This is a genomic window from Streptomyces sp. UH6 (assembly GCF_013421635.1).
Classification (GTDB): Bacteria; Actinomycetota; Actinomycetes; order Streptomycetales; family Streptomycetaceae; genus Streptomyces; species Streptomyces abyssomicinicus.
Genome location: NZ_JACADT010000549.1, coordinates 1 through 3,832, shown reverse-complemented (window position 1 = coordinate 3,832; position 3,832 = coordinate 1). Strand labels below are relative to the sequence as shown.

Below are 3,832 nucleotides of genomic sequence, written 5' to 3'. Positions count from 1 at the left end.
AGGTCGCACCAGGCCGCGAGGTGCCCCCCGGTGTCGGGGACGCCGCCCAGGCCCTCGCGCGGGGTCCAGGAGGCCCGGATCTCGATCTGTGAGGCCGCCGGGCGTTCCGCCAGCGCCCCGAAGTAGTGCGAACTCGCCCGGGTGACCGTGCCGCCGGCCTCCTCGTGGCCGAGGCCGCGGGCCTCCAGCGCCCCGGTCAGCCAGGACCAGGAGACCTCCGGGAGCAGCGGGTCGGCCGCCATCTCCGGCTCCTGGAGCTCCGCCCGGACCAGGGTCACCAGCCGGAAGGTGCCCCGCCAGGCGTCGTGCCCGTCCGGGTCGTGGAGCAGGATCAGGCGCCCGTCGGCGAGTTCGTCGCCGTCCTCGTCGAGCACCGCCGCCTCCAGGGCGTACGCGTAGGGCGCCAGCCGCCGTGGCGGCGCCACCGGCTCGAGTTCGATGCGCGGCCTCGGCCGCGCGGCCCGCAGCGCGTCGACCGCGGCCCGGAAGGGCAGTGGCGCAAAGGCGTCCGCATGCAGTTCCCGCTCCCCGTCCTTCCCTTCGCCCGCTCCGCCGGCACCGTCCGTCAGTCGTCCCTGAGCCGCAGCCATGCGCAGAAGATAAGGGGCGCGGGGCCCCCGCGACGTGAAGGACACCCCAGCGCCGGGCGCCGGTCCGGATCGCGCTCCGCGAACAGTTCCGAGGTTTGCGGACCGGCGCGTTCGATCCCGTTCGTTCGAACCTCCCTCGCCGGCCCGTTCGAAGCCCCTCGCCGGCCCCGCCGAACCTGCCTCACCGGCCCGTCCGGCCTGCGGCGGCCGGCCCGCCGGGCGGGTACGACGGAGTCGGCGTCGGCGGCCGGGGCGGGCATGGGAGACTTTCCGGGTGAGTGCCATCGACAAGCCCGAGAACCCCGCCGTCGCCGAGTCAGCCTTCCTCAAGGCGTGCCGCCGAGAGCCGGTGCCGCACACCCCGGTCTGGTTCATGCGGCAGGCCGGGCGCTCGCTCCCCGAGTACCTGAAGGTGCGTGAGGGCATCCCGATGCTCGAGTCGTGCATGCGGCCCGAGCTGGTCACCGAGATCACCCTCCAGCCGGTCCGCCGGCACGGGGTGGACGCGGCCATCTACTTCAGCGACATCGTCGTCCCGCTGAAGGCCATCGGCGTGGACCTGGACATCAAGCCGGGCGTCGGCCCCGTCGTGGAGCAGCCGATCCGCTCCCGCGCGGACCTGGAGCGGCTGCGCGACCTGACCCCCGAGGACGTCTCCTACGTCACCGAGGCGATCCGGATGCTCACCGCGGAGCTGGGCCCCACGCCGCTGATCGGCTTCGCCGGCGCGCCGTTCACGCTGGCCAGCTACCTGGTCGAGGGCGGCCCGTCCAAGAACCACGAGCACACCAAGGCGCTGATGTACGGCGACCCGGAGCTCTGGGCCGACCTGCTGGACCGCCTCGCCGACATCACCGCCGCCTTCCTCAAGGTGCAGATCGAGGCCGGCGCCTCCGCGGTGCAGCTCTTCGACTCCTGGGTCGGCGCGCTGGCCCCGGCCGACTACCGGCGTTCGGTGATGCCCGCCTCGACGAAGGTGTTCGAGGCGGTGGCCCCCTACGACGTGCCGCGGATCCACTTCGGCGTCGGCACGGGCGAGCTGCTGGGCCTGATGGGCGAGGCCGGCGCGGACGTCGTCGGCGTCGACTGGCGTGTGCCGATGGACGAGGCCGCGCGCCGTGTCGGCCCCGGCAAGGCGCTCCAGGGCAACCTCGACCCGGCCGTGCTGTTCTCCTCGCGTGAGGCCGTCGAGACCAAGACGCGGGAGGTGCTGGACGCGGCGTCCGGCCTGGAGGGCCACATCTTCAACCTCGGCCACGGCGTCCTGCCCACCACGGACCCCGGGGCCCTGACCCGGCTCACCGAGTACGTCCACGAGCAGACGGCGCGCTGACCCTTCTTCAGCCTCGCGCCCCCGGTGCGGGCGGCTCCCCTCTGTTGGGCGCCGCCCGCCTTGGCGTTACCGGCCCTTCTCGTTCTGCCCTGGAGGGTTCCTCGCGCGGTGATCGGCCGGAGGGGCGCTCATGATGTGGCTACTCTTTGAGCAAGTCGCACCGCGGCGTCCAGCAGCGGATCTTCCTTCATGAAGATGCGCATGCTGTTACGGAACTTCGGAAAACTCAGCACACGGCCTTCCGCTCCCGCCATTTTGAACCGGCCGACACTCTCGTGCATGCTTCGCATAAGGGTGTACAATACGACTTCGCGATCGAAGTACCGCTGATACACATCTCCTTGCGTCATTTTGTATTGAAGAGCGGATGCGGGGCCGACTCGATCTAGGTCCGGATATTCTCCGAATCGACCCGTGAGTATATCCAGGTTGAGGCAACCCAGGGCCCTGACGCATTCTCGCCAGCCGCGCAGCTCCATACGGGTCCACGTGTGCCTGTCCGTTCGCCATGCCGCAGATTCGTGCAACTGGGCGCTGGCCTCAGTGAAGAGGTGGCGCCTTATGATCGGATGTACGTAGACGCTGCTCTCGTACGAGCCGATTTCATTTCGATGCACATCAAAGAGCGCGAAGAGCATGGTGACGGCGTACGACACCCTCATGTACCCCAGGGCCTTGATCGCGTCGTCGTCATGCGTTTGGTTAGCCTTCAAGGCCATCCATTGGGCGTCGAGAGTCCAATACGTCGCCATGGTGTCCGCGTCGATCTCGGCGAACCGTCTGAATATCTCCTCGTCCCGAGGGCTCTCGAGGAGGCCGGAATCCCTGAGGTGCCGAAGTGTCGCGGCGTGACGCCGATAGACGTGAGCGCCCTCATGGCCGATGATGAACATCATGGCTTGGTAAGTGAGTTGCTGGACATCGGACGTAGCTGAGGGTGTGTGGACCAGGGCGTGGAGTTCCCGCAGTCCGCCCCACCGGTCGTCGGCGTCCGTGGCCGCCCCGAAGAGCGGGGTGAGCTTCTGTGGGAGGAGAGAGTTCTGTGCCGCGTGCATCTCCAGCGAGATACCGTCGCGGCCCCAGTACCCCAGCAACAGATGTCCAAGGACATGCAGTCGGCAGACGAGGCCCAACGGCACCACCAGGATGTGACGTCCGTCGTCCACAACCTTTGACCTGCAGGTGAAGAAGGGTGAATTGGCCAGCTCGACACGCGTGGTCAGGTCTGTGGCGCGGTCGTAATCGGACAGGAAAGTCCGGGCGTAGGTGACGGCGTCAAGATACGCCTCGACCGCTTGCTGTTCGATGAACTCCGGAAAATCTTCCCGGGTCGCTATGCCGCCGACGGCGTCAATGAAGGCGTCGGCCTTCATGCCTCGTCAACTCTCTGTCGAGCCTTGGCAGATTTTCTGTACGCCGACTCTGGCAATTTTCACGGCGAGGACGGTTATGGGGATGTCGACGCCCAGTTGTGCGTGTGCGAGGGCGTCGATGATGGCTGCGACAAGAAGCTTGTTGTCTTCCTCCGGGTTCCCTGTCCTCTGCCTGTTTTCCACTCGCCCGCAGATGGCGCCGCGCAACTTATCCTGCAGCGAAAGAAACCATCTCCTGGTGATGAAGATGCGCTCTTCCTCGTCGTCCTCGCGACTTCCGAAGTCCTCATCGACCAGGTGATGTGCTATCAGAAGATCCAGTTCGCGATCAGTCATGGCGAACAGGTGTTCCAGCTCTCGGTCCATGGCCCCCCCAGTGGACATCGCGCTTGATCCAGCTCGGTCGGCCACTGTATCGAACGGGTGTTGCCCAGGTGGATGGATCGCGCGAAAACTTCGACACGTGCGACAGGGGAGGGCGGGCGCGCGAAGCGGTGGAGGCGAAGACACCGCGTGTCCGACGGGCACGCGCCGCG

General features: G+C 67.5%; 4 protein-coding genes. 1 reads left to right on the top strand and 3 read right to left on the bottom strand.

The window, feature by feature from the left end:
* Positions 1-590 (bottom strand): DUF3000 domain-containing protein (locus tag HW445_RS21765; RefSeq protein ID WP_180222661.1); only part of this gene is annotated, 590 nt, incomplete at its 3' end.
* Positions 591-864: 274 nt separating this feature from the next.
* On the opposite strand from HW445_RS21765, the gene hemE reads away from it, so the two are divergent.
* Positions 865-1,923: a uroporphyrinogen decarboxylase gene (hemE, locus tag HW445_RS21760; RefSeq protein WP_180222660.1), complete on the top strand. Its 1,059-nt coding sequence runs from the start codon at positions 865-867 to the stop codon at positions 1,921-1,923.
* 128 nt (positions 1,924-2,051) lie between these two features.
* Here hemE and HW445_RS21755 read toward each other — a convergent pair whose 3' ends face one another.
* Together HW445_RS21755 and HW445_RS21750 are read right to left on the bottom strand one after the other, a co-directional pair.
* On the bottom strand, positions 2,052-3,296 hold the full coding sequence (locus HW445_RS21755) for a hypothetical protein (protein WP_180222659.1): 1,245 nt from the start codon (positions 3,294-3,296) through the stop codon (positions 2,052-2,054).
* Between the two features lie 6 nt (positions 3,297-3,302).
* Entirely contained in the window at positions 3,303-3,662 is a 360-nt protein-coding gene (locus tag HW445_RS21750) for a hypothetical protein (RefSeq protein ID WP_180222658.1), read from the bottom strand.
* Positions 3,663-3,832 lie beyond the last annotated feature (170 nt).